This is a genomic window from Protofrankia sp. CiP1_Cm_nod4, from assembly GCF_982290645.1.
On record NZ_CEVIVC010000211.1, the window covers coordinates 1 to 1,370 of the forward strand.

Annotated in this window: 1 protein-coding gene and 1 pseudogene; both read left to right on the forward strand. The window is 77.2% G+C overall.

Translation table 11 applies throughout. From position 1 onward, the window contains the following. Nucleotides 1-3 precede the first annotated feature (3 nt). Complete coding sequence (locus AC5LSR_RS22855) at nucleotides 4-933, forward strand: NUDIX hydrolase (protein WP_493468998.1); 930 nt, start codon at nucleotides 4-6, stop codon at nucleotides 931-933. After that, a pseudogene (locus AC5LSR_RS22860) lies at nucleotides 930-1,370 on the forward strand (molecular chaperone DnaJ); the annotation flags it as partial. The gene AC5LSR_RS22855 and the pseudogene AC5LSR_RS22860, both read left to right, overlap by 4 nt.

The window sequence follows — 1,370 nt, forward strand, 5'->3', positions numbered from 1 at the left end:
GGGCTGCCGGCGTCCGGAGGGGAGCGGTCGATGGGGGTGGTGGAATCCGCGGGCTCATCGGTGCGGGGGGAGCGGGAGGTCCCGGTGGCGGAGCGGGGCGGGCCGGCCCCGTACGACCCGCGTGCCTATGACCCGATCGCGGTCACCGTCGACGTGGTCGCTTTCACGATCCGTGATCAGTCGCGTGCGCGGGAAGCCGGTGGCCCGCCGGGCAGGCGTGCCCTGCACGTCCTGCTGGTGCGTCGCGGGGAGATGCCGTACGCGGGCCGCTGGTCCCTGCCCGGCGGTTTCGTGCGCGCCCACATCGCCGCGGACGGCACCCGGCGGGAGGAGGACCTGCCGCAGGCCGCCGTCCGCGAACTGGCCGAGGAGACCGGGCTCGCCGCGTCGGGCGACACCGCCGCCGTCCCGCATGACCTGGGGCGGGTTCACCTCGAGCAGCTCGGCACCTACGGCACGCCCGGACGCGACCCGCGCATGCGCGTCGTCTCCGTCGCCTACCTGGCCTTCGCGCCGGGCCTGCCCGACCCCACCGCCGGTGGGGATGCCCGCGCGGCCGCCTGGATCCCGGTCGACGCGGCCGCCGTGACCGACCCGCCCGGGCTGGCGTTCGACCACGCCCGCATCCTCGCCGACGGCCTGGAGCGGGCCCGCGCCAAACTCGAGTACACGCCGCTGGCGACCGCGTTCGCCGGGGAGCGCTTCACCATCACCGAGCTGCGCGAGGTCTACGAAGCCGTGTGGGGGCAGCCCCTGCATCCCGGGAACTTCCACCGGAAGGTGCTGTCCGTGTCCGGTTTCGTCGAGGACACCGGTGCCACCACCGCCCGCGGCGGCGCCCGGGGCGGGCGCCGCGCCCGGCTCTACCGCGCCGGCACCGCCGGGCTGCTGCACCCCGCGCTGCTGCGCCCCGCCCGGGAGCGTGACACATGACAGCGGGCTTCACGGGCTCGGCCCGGCCGTCGGACGCACCGGGCCCGCTGCCGCAGCCCATCCCGGCCACGATCGACGAAGCCGTGCGGCTCATCCTGCGGGCCAGTGGCCCGTCGGCGCTGTTCGGGCAGGGCGGGGACGCTTCGGAGGCGGGCCTGCGCGCCGCCCGCCGCGCCTACCGGCGGCTGGCCCGCATGGTCCATCCCGACACGGTCCCGGCCGACCGGCGGCCGGACGCCCAGGCCGCCTTCACCCGGCTGGGCCGCCTGTGGGAGCGCCACCAGCGGGAGATCGCCGGAGGGGCGGCGGGCGGCCGGGGCGTCGTCGTCACCGGGAAGCACGTCTACACGGTCGGCGGGGTGTACGCCCGCGGCGACATCGCCACCCTGAGCGAGGCGACGTACACGGCTGTCGGCACCGGCGGCACCGGCGGCACC